This is a genomic window from Mesorhizobium sp. M1334 (assembly GCF_040317995.1).
Lineage (GTDB): Bacteria > Pseudomonadota > Alphaproteobacteria > Rhizobiales > Rhizobiaceae > Mesorhizobium.
In genome coordinates this window covers 88,350-105,323 of sequence record NZ_JAMYLM010000013.1, presented here as the reverse complement: position 1 = coordinate 105,323, position 16,974 = coordinate 88,350, and the positions used below count along the sequence as shown (strand labels likewise).

Below are 16,974 nucleotides of genomic sequence, written 5' to 3'. Positions count from 1 at the left end.
TAAAAAAGCTCTTGCCCTGTTTTGGGCCCAGCTATGTCTGATCCAGCAACTTCCAATAAGAATCCATATTCGAATAAAAATCCATACAAAAACAAGCTGTTGCGCCGAATGAGCGCCGGCGATTTCGCTTCTCTCGAGCCGCACATCGAGCGCTGTCCGCTGGAGTTACGGCAATCGCTCGAAGTGTCCGGATCGCCGATCGAGGCCATTTATTTCCTCGAGGAGGGTATCGGTTCCGTGGTTGCGAAAATGCCGAACGGCAGCGATGCGGAAGTTGGCGTTGTCGGCTTGGAAGGTATGACCGGCTCGGCCCTGATAATGGGCGACGACCGTACGGTCCATGATTGCTATGTGCAGCTGGCGGGAGAAGCCGCCAAGATCGACGCCGAGCCGTTCAAAGCGGCGCTGACACAAAGCCCGACGCTGCGGCTGTTCTTGCTGCGCTACGTGCAATATCTGCATGTACAGACTGGCTTTACCGCGCTGGTTAACGCGCGATCGAAACTTGAAGACCGGCTGGCGCGCTGGCTGCTCATGTGTGACGATCGGGTGGACGGCGGCCGGCTGACGATCACTCACGAATTCCTGTCGATCATGCTTGGCGTAAGGCGCCCGGGTGTCACGGTCGCGCTGCAGCTGCTTGAGGGGCGAGGGCTCATCCGGTCCCGTCGCGGCGAAATTATCATCCGCGACCGCGATGGTCTCGTCGCACTGGCAGATGGCGGCTACGGCTTGGCCGAGGCCGAATACATCCGCCTGGTCGAGCATATCGGCGAGCGCTGACGGCGCTTTCCTCGCCGATTGCTGCCGCAGGTCGAGGCCCTTGCGACACCACACGCGGGTCGGAAAAAATTTTCAAAGCTCCCGTAGCGTCAGGGAACTTGTTTCCCGTCGGAGGGTTATCGGACACCTCCACTTTGCGAGGCGGCACCTACCATTCGGGAGAGGATCATGGCGACCACGAAAAAGGCCGCGAAGGCGGCAAGCAAGGGCCTTGAGGATCTGTTCCTCGACGGGCTCAAAGACCTCTACTACGCCGAGAAGAAGATACTGAAAGCGCTGCCCAAAATGGCCAAGGGAGCGGAGTCGGAAGAAGTGACCGCCGCTTTCGAGAAACACCGCATGGAAACCGAAGGACATGTCGACCGCCTCGAGGAGGTGTTCGAGAAATTCGGCAAGCCGGCCCGCGGCAAAACCTGTCCGGCGATTGACGGCATCATCGAAGAGGGCTCGGAAATGCTCGAGGAGTATAATGGTGCTCCCGCGCTCGACGCCGGGCTTGTCGGTGCGGCGCAAGCTGTCGAACATTACGAGATCGCTCGCTACGGCACTTTGATCGCGTGGGCGGAAGAACTTGGCAAGAGCGATGTTGTCGAGCTGCTCAGGGCAACTCTCAAGGAAGAGGTCGCGACCGACGAAGCGCTTTCCAAGCTCGGCGAAAGCGGTGTCAACGAACGCGCAATGCAAGAAGCCGCTTGATTTCAAAACCGCAACCGAGCCTCGGAAATGTTGCCAAGGCTCGGTTGGCCGCGGCGAACCGGTGAATTCTGCATTGGTCCGTCATGAACGGTAGAGCCGGCGGCTAGAACCTTGAAGCGGTGCCTCGGAGCGGACTTACTCGATCTGCTCGAACGTGCATTGCCGGGGCTCCTTGTCCGGCCGCCAGCGCAACAGCTTTGTCCCGTGCCGGAACCGGTCCCCTGTCACATGGTCGAACCGAACCTCGACCACCAGTTCAGGCTTTATCGGTTCCCATTGTCCGCTCCGCTCCGTGCTCCAGCGGCTTGGTCCGCCCGGCGCCTTGCCGGTGAAACCCGGTTTGGCCCGCAGTTTTTCCAGCCGTCTGGTCAATGCTGCCCTGTCGTCCTTGCCGATGGTCGAGGTGAACCCGACATGGTCCAGCCTGCCTTCGTTATTGTAGAGGCCAAGCAGCAGGGATCCGACTTCGTTGCTGCCGGCGAGATAGCGAAAGCCGCCGACCACGCAATCCGCAGTGCGCAGTCGCTTGACCTTGACCATGGCGCGCTCGCCGGGCCGGTATGGCCCGGCGATCAGTTTTGCAACAACACCGTCGGTGGAGCCGTGGCCGGCGCCCTGCAGCCAGCGCTCGGCGGTAGCGGCGTCGTGCGTATATTTGGACAGGTGCAGTTCGGGCCGTGCCGCCGTCGCGACAAAGGCCTCAATCGCCTGCCTCCTGGTGGTGAGAGGCTCTTCGATGATGATCCTGCCGCCGGGTTCGGCCAGCATATCGAACAGGACCAGCATGGCGGGCGTCTCGAGGCTCAACTTGCGGATCCTGCTTTCGGCGGGGTGAAGGCGCATTTGCAGGGCCTCGAACGAGGACGATCCGTCGACCTCGATGACGATCTCGCCGTCGGCAACAAACCGTCGCGAGCTCACATCGCGCAGCGCCGCGACCAGTTCGGGAAAATAGCGGCCAAGCGGCTTGCCCGATTTTGCTCGCAGGTCGACGGCATCGTCGCCCTTGAACGCGAGGCAGCGAAACCCGTCCCATTTCGGCTCGTATTGCCAAAGCCCGTCGCCGCCAGGAATTGCATCGGCGGCTTTGGCTTCCATCGGACGAAGGTCGAGCGGCAACGGAAATGCGGTCATGGCTAGTCCGCGCCGCCGCTACGCCATTCGCTACCGCCGTCGGCCATTCCTCTGTGCCCCGCTTTGCCGCCTCGGCGCCTTGCGGCCGGCTTGGTCGGCTGAAGGCGACAGCGGATCGACCTCGCCGGATCCACCGATCTCCTTGGTGATGCGATAGGCCAGATAAGCGACGGCTCCAGCAAGCAGCAAGCGGACCATGACTGCAAATCCTTCGTTGGCGTGAACCCACCAACCCGCAGGCCGAAGGTTTTGTTCCGCCGCTGCCCATCGCCGGGTGAATCGTCGGCGGCGCAACCAAAATCCAGGCGCATCGTTTGTTGCCTATCGACGAAAAGAATTTGCGATGAAGACGCTCTTGCCCTTGTTCGCTTTGACCATGGCGCTATTCCTGGCCAGCAGCGCCTGGCCCGACGGGTGACCGCGATGCTCCTCGTTGTTCCGGTTTGGCAGGACATCGCGGCACGACTACTTCTGACCGCGCTCGCCGGCCTGTTGATAGGCCTCAACCGGGAAGCGCGCGGGCACGCGGCGGGGCTACGCACCACCGTGCTGGTCGGGTTGGCGGCCGCCATCGCAATGGTCCAGGCCAGCATTCTGCTGGGAACCGTTGGCAAGCACCCGGATTCGTTTGCATCGATGGACGTCTTGCGCTTTCCGCTGGGCGTGCTGACCGGCGTCGGCTTTATCGGCGGTGGCGCCATTCTTCGCCGTGGCAGTCTTGTCAGCGGCGTCACCACGGCGGCCACATTGTGGGTGATGACGGCGATCGGATTGGCTTTCGGTGGTGGCCAATGCGGCTTGGGCGCGGCCGGCACGGCACTGACGCTGGCCACCTTGCTCGTCCTGAAATGGGTGGATCTTCGAATTTCGCGCGAACACCACGCCCAGTTGGCGGTGACCTGGAAGGCCGCAGCCCGACAGGAACTCGATACGATGATCGGGCCGCTTGGTTACCGTGCACGCCTCGTCGCGATAGAGAGGCGCCCGGATATCAAAGACCCTGTTTTCTCGTTCGAGATCAGTTGGAGGCGGCCGGACACTGGCGCACCGCCAATAGATCTGCTGGAATCGGTGGGCGAGCATTGCGAGATCCAGAAGTTTGATCTCCTCAGCGAACCTGCCCGCTAGCTGGCGGCTTGCAACGATCGCGGCCTGAATCAGGCCATAGCTTCTCCACACCCCTTTCGATACCTATCTGTCGAGGCAGGACTCAAGGAGCAAGCAAAAGACCGTGGCACAGCGATCGGGAAGTGCTGATCTCCCACTTCACGGCGGGCGCGTACCGAAATGGCTCGGCGACCGCATGACGCGGCTTGGCGCGGTCATGTGCGAGGCGATCATCCACCATTACGGCCGCGATGAATTGCTGCGCCGGCTGGCGCATCCGTTCTGGTTCCAGTCTTTTGGCGCCGTGATGGGGATGGACTGGCATTCCTCCGGCATCACCACCAGCGTCGTCGGGGCGTTGAAGCGCGGGCTGTCGCCGCTTTCCGGCGAACTCGGCATCCACGTTTGCGGCGGCCGCGGCGCCCATTCGCGCAAGACCCCGCATGAGCTCGCCCTGATCGGCGAGCGTGTCGGCCTCGACGGGCAAGGCCTCGCGACTGCCAGCCGGCTTGTCGCCAAGGTGGACAGCGCCGCGGTCCAGGACGGTTTCGATCTCTATCTGCACGGCTTTATCGTCACCGACGACGGCAAGTGGGTGGTGGTGCAGCAAGGCATGAACGGCGACAGCAAGGTGGCGCGCCGCTATCACTGGCTGTCCGAGGGCCTGAAGAGCTTTGTCGACCAGCCGCATGCTGCCATCGAGGGCGCCAATCAGGGCGAGATCGTCAACCTGACCGACCGCCGCGCCGAAGCGTCGCGCCAGGGACAACTGGACCTTCTGCACGGCCTTGGACCGGATCGCATCGTGAGGGAACTTGCCGCTTTGGAGCGGGGTTCGGCGCCAGCGCCGGAGCCCGCACAAAAGCTGCTGCCGCATCTGGTCATGCCGGCGCACCACGATGTGCGCGAAAGTGATGTCGTCATGCGCCGCCTGCACGGCAACATCGCCGCGGCGGCTGAGCGCGGCCCGACGGATTTCGCCGAGCTTCTCCTGGTGCCCAATGTCGGCGCGCGCACGGTGCGGGCGCTGGCGTTGGTCGCCGAAGTCGTGCATGGCGCGCCGTGCCGTTTTTCCGATCCAGGACGCTTCTCGCTGGCGCATGGCGGCAAGGACAGGCACCCGCTCCCTGTGCCGCTGAAGGTCTATGACGAGACGATCGGCGTGCTGAAGTCGGCTGTCCACAAGGCCAGGCTCGGCCGTGACGAAGAGATCGGCGCCTTGCGGCGGCTGGACGACCAGTCGCGGCAGGTCGAGCGCTATGTCACCGGCCCAAGCCTGAAGGAAATCGTCGCCGGGGAGTTCGAGCAATCGCATCTGCTCGGCGGCCGCAGCGTCTTCGGTTGGGAGGGTGTACCCGAAACGGCCGCAGTCAAATCAACGAAGTGATCGGCTCAGATCAAGGCTCCAGGTCGATCAGGGCGACGCCGAGTTCGGGACGATGCCTGCGGCGCAGATGGCCAGGCGTCTCCACCAATGTGACCTCGAGCGTCGGCCGCACGATTCCGTCCAGCAGATGACCGCCCCTCGTGGTGCCGTCACTCAATCCAAGGACTGCGTGGACGTGCAGGCTGGGCCTGCCGTCGTCGCCGATGGCAACATCGCCGATCGCGCTCAGCACTTCGCACTGTTCCTGGATGGGGATTTTCCGGTAGGTCCTTTCTCCAGGGTCGAACCAGCCGACGGTTGCCCTTTCGAAAGCGCCGAGCGCAGTCAGCGACGCGCCGCCGACGCCACGCTCGACCGCAAACGACGTCAGCTGCGCAAACGCCTCTTCGCCGGGATCAAGCACAACGACGAACGTTCTCTGCCCGGCGCTTTCGGCAACAAGCTGTGATTTCATGATTTCGCTCCAGCCGTCAGGAATTCAAACCCACCACACCAGCAATGCCAGAAAGACGAGACCCACCAGGCCGGCGATGAAAATGATCCGGCGCGCCCGCGTCCGCAGGATGATCTCGCCCTGCCGCGCCTGCTCCGCCGAAAAGACAGGACCATTCTTGTCCGGGTCGCTGCTCATCCATCATCTCTTTCCGGGGCAATTATTCGGCATTTGATTGGATCTGGCGCCCGATAGAACACAATTTCGTTTGGCGGATGAGGTTCCACGGCTGGGCGCCGTTTGCATCTATTCCTTTGGCGCGGTGGCGGGCGCGGTATAGCGGCGGCGCACTGCGTCCAGGATGTGGTTGCGGCTCTCCTGCGCCGAAAGTGTGCCGTCTTTCTCCGCCTCCGCGGTCTCGCGCGCCAGTTCCTTGTCCCTGATCTGGTGGCGAAACCATTCGGAATAGTCGCCGGCGCGCAGATGATGTTCCCAGGTCCTGTCGTCGATGCCCTCGGCGATCTGGGCGAAAATCATCAGATTATGGGCGCGGAGGTTCATTGCATTGTCGGGGCCGCGGAAATAGAAGCTGCCCTTCTCGTCGAGCTGGCCCTCGGCATATTTGCGGCTGTGGCGCTTGAGCGACTGCCGCGGCTCGATCGGCTCGACCATGGCAGGTTTCTTGTGCGCCTGCGGCCGCCAGAACAGCACGCGCTCGTCTTTTGGCGAGCTCAGATCCTTGTCCTTTGGCGGTTCGGTGCCGGTCTCGCGGCAGAACGTCTTGATGACCTTTTTTGCCTTGGGGCCGAGTGCGATGACGGCGGTGACCAGCCGCAATGCATCGGTTGAGATCGCGTCCGGATGAACCGTGATCAGGATCGTGCCGGGCAATTCCATCGCCAGCACCATTGGGGTATCGTCGCGCCGCTTCGGCAGGAGGTGATGCGCCTCGTCGATGATCAGCCAGTGCGGTCGTGCCGTACGGAAACGAAGACTGCCGAGGCCCGGCAGCAGGTCGGCAAAGAAGTCCGGCCGCTCGTTGACGCGCAGCGCCAGGCCATTGACGACAAGATTGTTGTCAGGCTTCTCCAGGAGATCGAGCAATTGCGTTTTCGTCGGCGCGTTCGAGCCGTCGCCCAGCCGGACTGCGCCTTCGAGGCCATCGTAGTCGCCTTCCGGATCGAAGATGCAGAACTGGAACTTTCTCTCGACGAAGCGCTCCGTCAGTGCGGTCGCCAGGGTCGATTTGCCGATGCCGGAGCTCCCGGCGATCAGCACCGTATCGGTTGGCGACAGATACACCTCCTTGCCGTCCTCCGAGCCAAGCACAATGCCGTCGCGGCTCGGCACAAGCTCGCGATCGCGCTCCACCACCTTGGCGATCAGTTCCTCGACGCCTTTTCCGCGCGCGCCGCGTGTCACGAGATCCGCCGTTTCCTTGACTGCCGGCAGTGCGTTGTCGACGGCGACGCTGAAGCCGCAGGCGCGCAGGAAGGCGTGGTCGTTTTCGGCGTCGCCGACACCGACGACGTTGTGCGGCGACAATCTGAGGTCCTGAAGCGCGGCTGTCAGGCCGGTCGCCTTGTTGATGCCGCTGGGCAGGATCATCACCGCGCCCTTGTTGAAGATGATTTCCAGCTCCAGCCCCAATTTCTTGATGACCTCGAGCGCGGTAGCCTGATGCGGTTCCCAGGTTGCGACGATCGAGCGTCCGACCGAAAGCGGTTTGACACCGCGTTTCCTGAGTTTGGCGATGAGCTCGGGGGCGGGCGGCGGAGATATCGTCCGCTCCTCCTCGCTGGCCGGCGTGTAGATCAACGCGCCGTTTTCGGCGACGACCTTGTCGAAGATCGCGACTTCGGGAAAGACGCGTCTGAGGTCGGGCAGCTCGCGCCCGGTGACGAGAATGAGTTTGCGGCCGCTCTTCTTGAAGCGTTCAAGCGCCGCAAGCGTCTTCTCGGCAACGATCCCTTCATGCGCCAGCGTGCCGTCATAGTCAGTGGCCAGGGCAATGAAATACATGCCGTCAGTAGCCGCCCACGATCGGCAATATCTCGCCGGTGATATAGCTCGAGCAGTGTGGCGAGGCGAGGAACACGTAGGCCGGCGCGATCTCCTCCGGCTGGGCCGGCCGTTTCATCGGCGTATCCGCGCCAAATTTCGAAACATCGCCGGCTTCCTTGTCCGAGGGGTTGAGCGGCGTCCAAACCGGCCCCGGCGCCACGGCGTTGACCCTTATGCCCTTGTCGACAAGGTTGCCTGAGAGCGCGCGGGTGAAGGCATGAATGCCGCCCTTGGTCATGGAGTAGTCGACCAGTTGCTTCGAGCCCTCGATGCCGGTCACGGAGCCGGTATTGATGATTGCCGAACCGGGCTTCATGTGCGGTACCGCCTCCTGCGCCATGTGGAAATAGCCGTAGAGGTTGGTCTTCAGCGTCGTGTCGAAATGCTCCTCAGTCAGCTCGCTGAAATCGCTGGAGTGGATCTGGAAAGCGGCGTTGTTGACCAGCACGTCGATGCGCCCAAACTCCTGCACGATCTCAGCCACCGCGTTGTGGCAGTGGTCGCGTTCGCTGACATCGGCCTTGATCAGGATGCAGCGCCGGCCTTCGGCTTCGACGGCCCTTTTGGTCTCTTCGGCGTCCTTGTCCTCCGAGAGATAGACGATCGCCACATCGGCGCCTTCACGCGCATAGAGCACGGCCACCGCACGGCCGATGCCTGAATCGCCGCCGGTAATGACGGCCACTTTGCCGTCGAGCTTTTTCGATCCGATATAAAATGGCGCATCATAAAGCGGCGCCGGCTCGATCGCCCATTCATGCCCCGGCTTCGGCTGGTGCTGCTCGGGGAAGGGCGGCTCGGGATATTTGCGGGCGCCGGCCTGCATGGCGCCTTTTTGCTTGCCATTGGATTTGGACTTGTCCATCTCGTCGATACGGCGCTGGATATGCCGCTGCTTGGCGGCCTCGCCGGCGATTTCCGATTTCATCTGCATGGTCATCTCCCTGGCTTGAAACCCAACAACGCATGTCCGGCGAAAAAGTTTATGGCATGGCGTCATTCCTTCAGTCCGGAGCGGATCGTGCGAAGTCTGAGCCACGGCAACCCGCCGCAGTACGAACCCGCTGAAATTGCCCAGGAGATTGCGGCGTCCTCAGCGGCGCATTTGTCCGGCCCGCCCTGAATCACAGATTGTTCTGCAGTGTCGCCCGACCGCTGGCTCCAGCCGTCCTATTCATGTCGCTGCCCTTGCCATTGCGTTGCCTGGCCTCGTCCTCGGCTGCGTCTTCGAGCTTGGCGACGAGCAGATCCTTGAGGTCGCCAACCTCTTCCTCGATGTCTTCGATGGGTACCCCGGCGTTGGCCGCCTCTTGCTTACATTCCCTGGCGAGGATTTCCGCCTCCTTTTCAAGCCTGATCGGAGGCGGCGGCACATGAACGTTTTCGTGAATCCAGTCCTGCAAGAATTCTATCGCATTAGCACTCATGGTGCTCACCTGTAGCGGCAAACTGTAGTGCCATTAACGTACGTGCTGCAAAATGGATGCTTGGCAACGCCGGATTTCAAATAGCGATACTTGACAATAGCGTGATCGCCAAGGAGCTAGAGCTTTTGCAGCCAAGGGAAATCATTTGTCCTCACAGAAGTGCGGCTAACCAGACGGTTGGAGCGGGATGTAATTTGCAGGCATCCCGCCCTAAGACGTGTTGCGCCGTCGCGCCGGTGTTGCGCGGTTCGGGTCGCCTGACGGCCGAACATCGTCACCTGCGGCAGATCGGGTCGGCCGCTCAGCGACACGGTCGGCGCGCATTTTGCGTTTGTGCGCCATCCAGAACGGCAAGAGCTCGGCAAGAAAACTGTATAGCGTGGTCTTCATCGGCATGCTCCGGACCGGATTACAACTCGTGATCCCGCATTTCCGTTCCGACAAAGAGTCGCGTTCCGACAAATCCGTCGCTTCTACAATTGCGATTCGATCGGCAGGCACCCAACCAGCACTGCAATGATGCGCCGATAGAGACTGGCCTCCGGTTCACGCGAATATTGCCGCATCTCGCCATCCGCCAAGCCGAGCCACAGCAAGGCGCCTTTGTCCAGGACCAGCTGGTAGCTCGTCTGCGGTGACTTTTCGTGCTCGAACAGCCGGCGCAACTCCCTCACCAGATTGGTATCGTGGAAAAGCACGCCCATTTCCGCATTCAACGACACCGAACGCGGATCGAAATTGAAGGAACCGACAAACCCCAGCGTGTCGTCGACCGTGAAGGCCTTGGTATGCAGGCTGGCTCCCTTTGAACCGAAAACGGAGATGTTGGCCTGGCGGTCGAAGGGCTGCAATTCGAAAAGCTGGATACCTTTTTTTAGCAGCTTGCGGCGGTATTTGGCATAGGCGCCGTGCACGGCGGCGACGTCCGTCGCGGCGAGCGAGTTGGTCAGGATTGCAACCTCGGCGCCACGGTCCACCAGCTTCGACAGGATGGCCAACCCGGTGCGGCTGGGGATGAAATAGGGCGAGACAATTTCGAGGCGCTGCCTGGTCGCCGCGATAGCGGGAAGCAGCTCCTTTGTCAGCCAGTTTCTGCGCCTCTTGCCGCGCACCTTTTCCGGCGGATCGGAAATGACGCGAACGCCTTTCGTCCAGCAGACGTCGCTGTGCGCTACAATGAACTCCGTGATCGTGCGCCAGGCACTGAGGCTGTTCAAAAGCTGGCCGTCCGCGGTCGCATCGAGATTGTCGAGGAAATCGGCGCGCGAGCCCGCTGCAGCCGGGTTGAGCAGTTCGATCGGCTTTGCCGCCTCGCAACTCCAGAACGCCTCGAAGATCTGCATCGTCTGCCCTACGGCAGGACCGAGAAGCAACAGGTCGAGATCGCGAAAATTCGTCTCCGCAGCGTCGAAATAGGCGTCGCCGATGTTTCTTCCTCCGACAATGGCCAGGCCCTCATCGGCGATCCAGGCCTTGTTGTGCATGCGGCGGGTCATCGCAAACAGCCGGGCGACCATCTCCAGCGAGCGAAAGATGCTGCCGTTCCTCATGCCGCTGGGGTTGAACAGCCTCAGCTCGATGTTCTTGTAGCTGTTGAGCGCCAGGTAAGCGGCGTCGCTGTTGCGCGGATTGATATCGTCCAGCAGCATGCGGACGCGGACACCGCGCTCCGCCGCCTTGACGACCTCCTGCATCAGCAGCCGGCCGCTATGGTCGTCGTGCCAGAGATAGTACATCAGGTCGAGGCTGCTGGTGGCACTGCGCGCCGCAAGGATTCGCGCGGCAAACGCGTCATAATTGTCGGCGATCAGCAGCAACCCGCTATTGCCGGCCGCGATCTTGTCCCGGGCAAACCGCGAAATGGCTGTATCCATGAAGTGCACCGACAAACATCAGCGAAGCAAACCGTCTGAAATCTGACTAACAACCCTTCAGGTTCATTCTGGTTGCAGTCGCGGCTGCCGTATCGCGTCCAGGTTCAGCCGGGCCTTGATCGGCAGATGATCCGAAGCGCGCTGCGCCAGCGGCGTCTTGTGCACCTCGATGCTGGAAATCAGGTGCGGCGGCCTGGCCAGGATGCGGTCGAGCGCAAAAAGCGGAAAGCGCGACGGAAAGCTCGGCAGAACCGCATCGATCGGACCGAAATGCGGCAGCAGGGCCAACAGCGAAGACCTGTTGCGGACGCGCCATTCGTTGAGGTCGCCGAGCAGGATGGTTGGCCGCAGAACCGGGTGCGTGGCTTCGACCAGCGCGTTGGCCTGCTGCGAGCGCGACCGCCGCAGCAGGCCAAAATGTGCGGCTATGATCCTGAGCGAGACGCCCTTCAGCTCCAGATCCGCGATGACCGCACCGCGCGGCTCAAGGCCGGGCAGCCGGATCTGGTTCACGCTTTCGACCACGCCGCGGCGCGCCAGGATCAGATTGCCGTGCCAGCCATGGCTGCGGCGGTTTTCCGGGACATGTGTGGGGACGAGGTCGCTGTCCCGCTCGAGCGCTGCGAGATCGAGCAAACCCTGCCTGCTTCCGGTTCTTTCGTCGGCCTCCTGCAAAGCAATGATGTCGGCGTCGAGTTCCTTGACCACGGCTGCGACCCGCTCCGGATCGAACCTGCCGTCGGTGCCGACGCATTTATGCACATTGTAGGATGCAACCGTGGTGCACGAAATTTCATTGCCGGGCGCCGTAAACCGCGGCACTTCCCTTCGCAGCGCAGCGCCAAGCGACCTTGGAAGGGTAGGCGATCGATCCAGCATCTGATCCATTTGCTTTTGAGTCGGCGAGTGGCGGCCATTGCGATTATGGCGCGTGCGGAGGTCTGAAACAACGACGACCTTGTAAAACCGTTCCACCGCCGGCGTCGGCGCGCCCGCGGTCTGGAACCCTGACGGGCAACAACACGTTTCGGGAGGGCAGCGCAGTCAACGGAGAAGTCGAATGCAGCCCTTAGCCGCAAATTCCGCCCCCCGCTCAGGCCCGGTCAGGATTGTCCCGTTCGATGGAACCGTAACCGTTCGGTTCTCCGACGCCATTATTGCGTCGAGCGCGCGGGCAAAGCTGCTCTACGAAGAAGGTCATGATCCTGTCTTCTACATACCCTTCGAGGACATCTATTTCGACCTTCTGGAGAAGACAAACACAACGAGCCACAGCCCGCTGAAGGGCACGGCAAGTTATTGGCGTGTTCATGCGGTCGGCTCGTCGGCAGAAGACTTCATGTGGGCCTACGAGACGCCCGACACCCCGGCACTGGCGATCGCGGCGCGTTCGATCCCGGCCGGGCGCGGATTGAGGCCGATCCCGCGGAGGACAAGCGGCATACGCCGCACGTCACCGAATAGAACCCACATCGCGACAGCCGTCAGCTTTCCGTCAGGTCGCGAACTCTTCTCTGAGAATGCGCAAGCCGTCTTCATATTTCGCTGTCGAGACCCCGATCTGCCGTGCCTGCCATAGATTGTCGGCGAGATCGGCGCGTTTGACCGGCAACGCCAGCGGGTTGGCCGCAGCCCTGCGAACGAACACGGAATCGTCCTCGTTCGGCCGCCGCGTCAGTGCGTCGACGGCCGATACGATGGACGGCCCGAACCCGGCCGCCTCAAGCCGGTCGCGATTCCAACCGTCGCCTTTTTCGATGACGTCGTGAAGATAAGCGATGGCTTTCTGGTCGAGCGTTTCGACGGCATCGACGACCCGGCGGCAATGTTCGATATAAGGCCGCCCTCTCTTGTCCGTCTGCCCGGCATGAGCCTGTTCGGCGATTTTCGCCGCGCGATAAAGCACGCTCATTGGGTCGATCCCGTAACGAACAGCGCATGTCCTGGCGCACCAACGCGCCATTGTCAGTGCGAGTTCCTACGCGCCGCGGGACCCTGCTGCCTCGCTTGCGAGCTGAATGCCGCGGTGGCGGGCGCGATAATCAGGAGACGCGTTCAAAACTGTCGAGGCTGGTTCCAAAGGCACGCCAGGCGGGGAGTTTCCTGGCTCGGGCCGGCGCCCCTTCCTTTTCCGCCGACAAAGCGGCATCCGCAACGGTGTGCCATAGCATCTCCAGCTTCCCCTCCCTGAGGATGCCGGTATAGCTCACCGCTGCGGCTCCGACACGCCCTTCGGCCGCGCAGGTGAATCCGATGACATCTCCATGGCAGGCTCCGAACAGCGGCACCGTCGTGCCGAAGAAGGCGCTGTCCTCCAGCGCCGTCCTGAAGGTTCCGCGGATCCGTCCGCCCTCTTCGCTGGTCAGTTCGACGACCGACCCGTACTGGTTCCGCCAGGTGCCCAGCCAACTCATCGCGGCTCCTCCTGATTGCTGCCATAGGGATTACGTTGGCACACGGCCTCCAAGCCGCGGTAGCGGCCTTCAATCAGCCGCAATGCCAGCCATCGACATCTGAACGAAGCGCAGCGGCGCTTCCAGCGTCCAGGTGATGCCGTGCCTCTCAAATTCCAGGCGGCCGGTGCCGCTGAGCGCCTGCGGGGTGACGCGTTTGAGCACGACCGTTCCGAAACCGCGTCGCGTGTTTTCATCGACCAATGGTCCGTCCAGTTCCCGCCAGACAAGGCGGAAGCCGTCGCTGCCATCGGCGGCTGGCGTCACGGTCCATTCGACCTCGACCCGCCCGTCGAGGCGCGACAGCGCTCCGTGCTTTACCGAATTGGTGGCCAGCTCGTGAAAGGCAATGCCGAGATATTGCACCGCATTCGGCTGCAGCATGATCATCGGCCCGCTCATCGACAGCCTGGCCTGTGTCGCGAAGGCCTTGGTCTGGGCATGGATTAGTTCGCCGATAGTCGCGCCACGCCATTCGGCATCGACCAGCAGATCGTGTGATTCCGAAAGTGCCATGATGCGTTCCCGGACCTGGGAAAGGAAAGCCTCTGGCGTACCCGCCAGCTTGCTGGTCTCGCGGATCATCGAGACGATCACCGAATACTGGTTTTTAACGCGATGGTTGACTTCGCGCATGAGTGTGCGGATACGCCGTTCGCTGTCCTTGTGCGGGCTGATGTCGCGCGCGATCTTGGAAGCGCCGACGATACGCCCAGTGCCGTCGCGTATCGGCGAGATGGTGAGCGAAACCGGAACCAGGGTGCCGTCCTTGCGCTGCCGGATAGTCTCATATGAAGGAATCCGTTCGCCGGCGCGAATGCGGCTGATGATCATGGCCTCCTCATCCAGGTGGTCGGGCGGGATGAGCATCGTCACTGGGCGACCGATCGCCTCCGCGGGCGTGTAGCCGAACAGGCGTTGTGCCGCGTCGTTCCAGCTGGTGATAATTCCGTTCAGGTCTTTCGACACGATCGCGTCCATCGAAGATTCGACGATGGCAGCGAGCCTTATGCTGGCGTCGTCAGCCAGTGCCTGGGTGCGCAGGTCGAGCAAGGTGTTGATGGCGCCGACGACCTCACCGTTCGCATCGCGAAGCAGGACCGGATGCGCGCTGAACGGGATGAACTGGCCGTCCGGCCGCTCGGCGATCGCCCGGCCCCCAGGAACGTCCCGCTCCTCCAGCAAGGCAACGGCCATCGGACATTCGTCGTGCGCCATCGGCCGTCCGTCGAGGTGGCGAAGCTTCCATGATCCGCACCAGCGGTCCTGGCCGATAACCGGACGATATCCCCAGAGATCGGCAGCGGCTTCATTGAAGAAGGTGACGTAGCCTTGTCTGTCGGTGGTGTAGACAGCCACAGGCAACGCCTGCATCAGATCGGCGGAGGAAACTTGCGGGATTCCGCCAGTCTTTAGTTCAACGACGTCCACCAGTCCCCCGCTCCGCTTGGCTTGCCGACGGATTGCTACGTCATCTAAATGCGCGCGAGCGTTTTCGGTTCCGTTCGATCCGCTTTCGGACATTCAGGCTGATCTGCGTTTCGCGGCCGTTCCCGGGCCTTTGTTAGGCGCCTTGCCGCCTTCCTGCGCCAGGCTTCTGCGCAGAATATCGGCGAGGTTGACGACATTCGTCCTCGGCGCAGGTGCCGGCTTGGGCGGTTTCTTGCCCTTGCGCTTGGCTTCGATCATCGCAACCAGCGCCTGTTCATAAGTGTCGTCGAACTTCGACGGGTCGAATTTGGCGGGCTTCTTGTCGATCAGCAATTGCGCGATTTCCAGCATCTCGGGATCGGACTTGCGAGCCTTCAGTCCTTCGAACACCGCGTCGGTTGCGACCACTTCATTGTGGTTGCGTAATTCCGTCATCACCATGCCCTTGCCCAGCGGCTGGATCAGCACCTCTCGGCCTCGCTGGTACAGCACGACGCAGGAGCGGGCTGCCACTTTCTTCCTGGCCATGGCGTCCCGGATCACCGCGAAAGCCTCAGTGGAGGGCGCGTCGGCCGGGACCAGATAATAGGGCTTTTCGAGGTAGCGTGCGTCGATTTCGGCGGTGGGCACAAACTCGCCGATCTCGAGCGTGTGCTGCGATACCATCTTTAGTTTCTTGATTTCGTCCGGCTCTATGCGGATGAATTCGCCCTTCTCGACTTCATAGCCCTTTACCTGGTCGGCAGCCTCCACCGTATCGCCGGTCTCCTCGTCGATATAAGCGCTCTTGACCGGGAGACCGTCCTTGCGGTTCAGGATCCTGAAATGCACTTTCTCGGCCTCGCTGACGGCGCCGATGATCTTGACGCCACAGGAAACCGATCCGACTTTCATAAAGCCCTTCCAGGCAGCTCGCGGCGTCGCCATGTCAATCACTCATTTGCCGAACGGACGGAACGGCTGCGAGCCGAAATCGTTCCGCCGTGGCAGGCTGGTCCATACGCCGGCCCGGACGAGAACATTCGGTTCATTTTCGTCAGGGGAATAGCGGAATGGCCAAACGCAGCGCAGGGTTGCTCATTTATCGCCAAAGCCGAGGTTCACTTCAGGTGCTGCTGGTGCATCCCGGCGGCCCATTCTGGGCGAAGAAGGACGACGGCGCATGGTCGATCCCGAAGGGCCTGGTCGACGAGAACGAGGACGAACTGGCGGCGGCAAAACGCGAAGCCGAAGAGGAGCTCGGGGTCGCCATCGATGGAGTTTTCGAACACCTTGGCAGCTACCGGCAGCCGGGCGGCAAGCTCGTCGTCGCATGGTGCGTCGAAGCGGACTTCGACAGCGACGCCATAAGCAGCAACACCTTCGTCATGGAATGGCCGCCAAGGTCCGGCTCGATGAAGGAATTTGCCGAAGTCGACAGAGCGGGCTGGTTCTCCCTGCCTGAAGCCAACCTCAAGATACTGAAAGGCCAGCGCGCCATGCTGGCGGATTTGGCCGGTCGGCATGGCGACCCATGAAATCGTATCGGCTCAGTACTTCAGGGCGGCGCCTGGCTTGCCTTACGGCGCTATCCCAAGCGAATTTTGAGCGCGCAGCGTGCGTAATGTGATCGAATAGCGGTGCTCGGCGACCGGCGGAATGCTGTGCTCCCATTCGTTGCGCGCAGCACCCGTCATCAAATAGGCTGATCTTGGCTCGACGGTGACCGTCTTGCGATCCCATCGCGTGCCGTTTTTCCGGCGCAGGCGGAAGCTGCAGGCGGCCAGCAGCGAAACGCCGGCGACCACTTCGAAATGAGGCTTGTCGCGATGCCAGCCGATACCGGCGCCCGGCCGGTACTCGTTGATCAGCACCTGCACGAAGGTTTCGGCCGGCAGGCGGGCAAAGGCTGCAACTTTGTCCCTGAGCGGCAGCAGAAAGCCGGGTATCGGCGGTGCTTCGACGACTTCGCGCCGGTCGTAGTCGTAACGCAGCCCGAAGCCGACCACCCGCCGGTTTGCCAGATGGCCGTGAAAGTCGAAGGGCTGAAAAGGCAGGCCGTCGAGCTGGCTTGCCAACGCTGCTTCCTCGTCCGGCGTGATCAGTTCGGGCCGGTAGCGGAATCCTTTCGGCAGGTCGTCGGTGGCGGCAAAGAGATCGCCCTGACGGGCTGCAGCCGATGTCTTGAGCGGTGGCATCAACTGTA

The 16,974-nt window shown here is 61.9% G+C and carries 20 protein-coding genes and 1 pseudogene; 6 read left to right on the top strand and 15 right to left on the bottom strand.

All coding sequences use genetic code 11. The features are described from left to right. The first annotated feature begins 33 nt into the window (after positions 1–33). Both NKH17_RS21470 and NKH17_RS21465 read left to right on the top strand, forming a co-directional pair. Positions 34–783, top strand: coding sequence for a Crp/Fnr family transcriptional regulator (locus NKH17_RS21470; RefSeq protein ID WP_352803187.1), 750 nt, complete (start codon positions 34–36; stop codon positions 781–783). Positions 784–951: 168 nt separating this feature from the next. Continuing rightward, positions 952–1,479, top strand: a complete 528-nt coding sequence (locus NKH17_RS21465) for a YciE/YciF ferroxidase family protein (RefSeq protein WP_254815759.1) — start codon at positions 952–954, stop codon at positions 1,477–1,479. A gap of 135 nt (positions 1,480–1,614) precedes the next feature. Here NKH17_RS21465 and NKH17_RS21460 read toward each other — a convergent pair whose 3' ends face one another. Together NKH17_RS21460 and NKH17_RS21455 are read right to left on the bottom strand one after the other, a co-directional pair. Further along, the gene (locus tag NKH17_RS21460; RefSeq protein ID WP_352898343.1) at positions 1,615–2,613 is read right to left on the bottom strand and encodes an ATP-dependent DNA ligase; all 999 of its coding nucleotides are present in this window, start codon (positions 2,611–2,613) and stop codon (positions 1,615–1,617) included. A gap of 30 nt (positions 2,614–2,643) precedes the next feature. Next, positions 2,644–2,811: a hypothetical protein gene (locus tag NKH17_RS21455; protein ID WP_254815761.1), complete on the bottom strand. Its 168-nt coding sequence runs from the start codon at positions 2,809–2,811 to the stop codon at positions 2,644–2,646. Between the two features lie 225 nt (positions 2,812–3,036). Here NKH17_RS21455 and NKH17_RS21450 point away from each other — a divergent pair, with 225 nt between their 5' ends. Continuing rightward, entirely contained in the window at positions 3,037–3,741 is a 705-nt protein-coding gene (locus tag NKH17_RS21450) for an MgtC/SapB family protein (protein ID WP_352898347.1), read from the top strand. Between the two features lie 103 nt (positions 3,742–3,844). Next, positions 3,845–5,107: a DUF763 domain-containing protein gene (locus tag NKH17_RS21445; RefSeq protein WP_352898348.1), complete on the top strand. Its 1,263-nt coding sequence runs from the start codon at positions 3,845–3,847 to the stop codon at positions 5,105–5,107. A gap of 10 nt (positions 5,108–5,117) precedes the next feature. Here the strand turns inward: NKH17_RS21445 and NKH17_RS21440 are convergent, their stop codons facing one another. From NKH17_RS21440 to NKH17_RS21405, 8 genes are all read right to left on the bottom strand, one after another. Further along, a complete protein-coding gene (locus tag NKH17_RS21440) occupies positions 5,118–5,561 on the bottom strand; it encodes a PPC domain-containing DNA-binding protein (protein ID WP_352879217.1) in 444 nt (147 codons plus the stop codon). 24 nt (positions 5,562–5,585) lie between these two features. Further along, positions 5,586–5,738, bottom strand: a complete 153-nt coding sequence (locus NKH17_RS21435) for a peptide ABC transporter permease (RefSeq protein WP_254815765.1) — start codon at positions 5,736–5,738, stop codon at positions 5,586–5,588. 108 nt (positions 5,739–5,846) lie between these two features. Continuing rightward, positions 5,847–7,562, bottom strand: a complete 1,716-nt coding sequence (locus tag NKH17_RS21430; RefSeq protein ID WP_352898351.1) for an HAD family hydrolase — start codon at positions 7,560–7,562, stop codon at positions 5,847–5,849. Positions 7,563–7,566: 4 nt separating this feature from the next. Further along, entirely contained in the window at positions 7,567–8,538 is a 972-nt protein-coding gene (locus NKH17_RS21425; protein WP_352898353.1) for an SDR family oxidoreductase, read from the bottom strand. 190 nt (positions 8,539–8,728) lie between these two features. Continuing rightward, positions 8,729–9,031 carry a hypothetical protein gene (locus NKH17_RS21420; protein WP_352898356.1) on the bottom strand — a complete coding sequence of 101 codons (303 nt, stop codon included), beginning with the start codon at positions 9,029–9,031 and terminating at the stop codon, positions 8,729–8,731. Between the two features lie 210 nt (positions 9,032–9,241). Next, positions 9,242–9,421, bottom strand: a complete 180-nt coding sequence (locus NKH17_RS21415) for a hypothetical protein (protein ID WP_352898359.1) — start codon at positions 9,419–9,421, stop codon at positions 9,242–9,244. An 83-nt stretch (positions 9,422–9,504) separates the two neighbouring features. Next, on the bottom strand, positions 9,505–10,905 hold the full coding sequence (locus NKH17_RS21410) for a phospholipase D family protein (protein ID WP_352898361.1): 1,401 nt from the start codon (positions 10,903–10,905) through the stop codon (positions 9,505–9,507). Positions 10,906–10,968: 63 nt separating this feature from the next. After that, entirely contained in the window at positions 10,969–11,784 is an 816-nt protein-coding gene (locus NKH17_RS21405; protein ID WP_302893445.1) for an endonuclease/exonuclease/phosphatase family protein, read from the bottom strand. Positions 11,785–11,965: 181 nt separating this feature from the next. Here NKH17_RS21405 and NKH17_RS21400 point away from each other — a divergent pair. Continuing rightward, a pseudogene (locus NKH17_RS21400) lies at positions 11,966–12,226 on the top strand (DUF427 domain-containing protein); the annotation flags it as partial. Between the two features lie 174 nt (positions 12,227–12,400). Here the strand turns inward: NKH17_RS21400 and NKH17_RS21395 are convergent. The 4 genes from NKH17_RS21395 to ku form a co-directional block, all read right to left on the bottom strand. After that, positions 12,401–12,817 carry an HD domain-containing protein gene (locus NKH17_RS21395; protein WP_352898364.1) on the bottom strand — a complete coding sequence of 139 codons (417 nt, stop codon included), beginning with the start codon at positions 12,815–12,817 and terminating at the stop codon, positions 12,401–12,403. 130 nt (positions 12,818–12,947) lie between these two features. After that, the gene (locus NKH17_RS21390) at positions 12,948–13,319 is read right to left on the bottom strand and encodes an avidin/streptavidin family protein (RefSeq protein ID WP_352476935.1); all 372 of its coding nucleotides are present in this window, start codon (positions 13,317–13,319) and stop codon (positions 12,948–12,950) included. A 69-nt stretch (positions 13,320–13,388) separates the two neighbouring features. Beyond that, positions 13,389–14,789, bottom strand: a complete 1,401-nt coding sequence (locus NKH17_RS21385) for a PAS domain-containing HWE histidine kinase family protein (RefSeq protein ID WP_352476936.1) — start codon at positions 14,787–14,789, stop codon at positions 13,389–13,391. 93 nt (positions 14,790–14,882) lie between these two features. After that, positions 14,883–15,716, bottom strand: a complete 834-nt coding sequence (ku, locus tag NKH17_RS21380; protein WP_352898368.1) for a non-homologous end joining protein Ku — start codon at positions 15,714–15,716, stop codon at positions 14,883–14,885. A 125-nt stretch (positions 15,717–15,841) separates the two neighbouring features. Here ku and NKH17_RS21375 point away from each other — a divergent pair, with 125 nt between their 5' ends. Continuing rightward, positions 15,842–16,306, top strand: a complete 465-nt coding sequence (locus NKH17_RS21375) for an NUDIX hydrolase (protein ID WP_352647946.1) — start codon at positions 15,842–15,844, stop codon at positions 16,304–16,306. Positions 16,307–16,348: 42 nt separating this feature from the next. Here NKH17_RS21375 and NKH17_RS21370 read toward each other — a convergent pair whose 3' ends face one another. Further along, the gene (locus NKH17_RS21370) at positions 16,349–16,966 is read right to left on the bottom strand and encodes an alpha-ketoglutarate-dependent dioxygenase AlkB (protein ID WP_352476939.1); all 618 of its coding nucleotides are present in this window, start codon (positions 16,964–16,966) and stop codon (positions 16,349–16,351) included. Positions 16,967–16,974: the final 8 nt, after the last annotated feature.

What these genes read in the sequence shown, in the direction of transcription:
- NKH17_RS21470 (WP_352803187.1), top strand. Translation starts at nt 34, where the DNA reads ATGTCTGATCCAGCAACTTCCAATAAGAATCCATATTCGAATAAAAAT.
- NKH17_RS21465 (WP_254815759.1), top strand. Translation starts at nt 952, where the DNA reads ATGGCGACCACGAAAAAGGCCGCGAAGGCGGCAAGCAAGGGCCTTGAG.
- NKH17_RS21460 (WP_352898343.1), bottom strand. Translation starts at nt 2,613, where the DNA reads ATGACCGCATTTCCGTTGCCGCTCGACCTTCGTCCGATGGAAGCCAAA.
- NKH17_RS21455 (WP_254815761.1), bottom strand. Translation starts at nt 2,811, where the DNA reads ATGGTCCGCTTGCTGCTTGCTGGAGCCGTCGCTTATCTGGCCTATCGC.
- NKH17_RS21450 (WP_352898347.1), top strand. Translation starts at nt 3,037, where the DNA reads ATGCTCCTCGTTGTTCCGGTTTGGCAGGACATCGCGGCACGACTACTT.
- NKH17_RS21440 (WP_352879217.1), bottom strand. Translation starts at nt 5,561, where the DNA reads ATGAAATCACAGCTTGTTGCCGAAAGCGCCGGGCAGAGAACGTTCGTC.
- NKH17_RS21435 (WP_254815765.1), bottom strand. Translation starts at nt 5,738, where the DNA reads ATGAGCAGCGACCCGGACAAGAATGGTCCTGTCTTTTCGGCGGAGCAG.
- NKH17_RS21430 (WP_352898351.1), bottom strand. Translation starts at nt 7,562, where the DNA reads ATGTATTTCATTGCCCTGGCCACTGACTATGACGGCACGCTGGCGCAT.
- NKH17_RS21425 (WP_352898353.1), bottom strand. Translation starts at nt 8,538, where the DNA reads ATGCAGATGAAATCGGAAATCGCCGGCGAGGCCGCCAAGCAGCGGCAT.
- NKH17_RS21420 (WP_352898356.1), bottom strand. Translation starts at nt 9,031, where the DNA reads ATGAGTGCTAATGCGATAGAATTCTTGCAGGACTGGATTCACGAAAAC.
- NKH17_RS21415 (WP_352898359.1), bottom strand. Translation starts at nt 9,421, where the DNA reads ATGAAGACCACGCTATACAGTTTTCTTGCCGAGCTCTTGCCGTTCTGG.
- NKH17_RS21410 (WP_352898361.1), bottom strand. Translation starts at nt 10,905, where the DNA reads ATGGATACAGCCATTTCGCGGTTTGCCCGGGACAAGATCGCGGCCGGC.
- NKH17_RS21405 (WP_302893445.1), bottom strand. Translation starts at nt 11,784, where the DNA reads ATGCTGGATCGATCGCCTACCCTTCCAAGGTCGCTTGGCGCTGCGCTG.
- NKH17_RS21395 (WP_352898364.1), bottom strand. Translation starts at nt 12,817, where the DNA reads ATGAGCGTGCTTTATCGCGCGGCGAAAATCGCCGAACAGGCTCATGCC.
- NKH17_RS21390 (WP_352476935.1), bottom strand. Translation starts at nt 13,319, where the DNA reads ATGAGTTGGCTGGGCACCTGGCGGAACCAGTACGGGTCGGTCGTCGAA.
- ku (WP_352898368.1), bottom strand. Translation starts at nt 15,716, where the DNA reads ATGGCGACGCCGCGAGCTGCCTGGAAGGGCTTTATGAAAGTCGGATCG.
- NKH17_RS21375 (WP_352647946.1), top strand. Translation starts at nt 15,842, where the DNA reads ATGGCCAAACGCAGCGCAGGGTTGCTCATTTATCGCCAAAGCCGAGGT.
- NKH17_RS21370 (WP_352476939.1), bottom strand. Translation starts at nt 16,966, where the DNA reads ATGCCACCGCTCAAGACATCGGCTGCAGCCCGTCAGGGCGATCTCTTT.